The sequence below is a fragment of the Peribacillus sp. P4_D6 genome (assembly GCF_056401795.1).
Window position 1 is genome coordinate 1 of sequence record NZ_JBFUIQ010000402.1, and the last position, 591, is coordinate 591.

General features: G+C 41.3%; 1 pseudogene. It reads right to left on the minus strand.

The annotated features are described in order from the left end of the window. Nucleotides 1–559 (minus strand): annotated as a pseudogene (locus AC1DVB_RS27865) (hypothetical protein); the annotation flags it as partial. Between the last annotated feature and the right edge of the window lie 32 nt (nucleotides 560–591).

Sequence of the window (591 nt, forward strand, 5' to 3'; positions counted from 1 at the left end):
CGACTAGACCAGCTCCTGGAATGAAACGGACTGCAGCCCTGACACCTTCCCTGACAAGGAGTCCGATGCCAACATTGATTCCTAACGCTGCAATGAATTCACTTGCCGTTTTCGTATTGATTTCTTTATCCGCGATAAAACCAATCACCACAATCATCAAACCTTGAATGCCGGTCAAAATGGGAAAATCGGCAAAAGGTATTGGCTCCGCACCTATTAAGCCTGCGATTGCCGTAAACGTTCCAACTATCGTCCGTGCGAATTTTTTCTTTACGAATTGGCTCTGCATCGCTTTGGCTGTCTTCAGCTTCGCTTCACTGGGTAAGGCCTCAATTAAGTAATCAGAAAGCAAATCTATGTTCCAACGCATATCATATTCAATATTTCCGCTTTCATCAAAATCAATATACGAACAAGTAGGGATAATGTTCAAAAGTGGTATTTCACTCTCTTTAAATCGTTTTGACATCAAAGCGATGGCTTCATCAATATTCTTTTTTTTCTTAGGATTGGCATCAAAAGGTACTTGTTTATAATGTGGCGGATCTAATTCATCCACTTGTGTGACCACACAGATGACAGGTACATCAT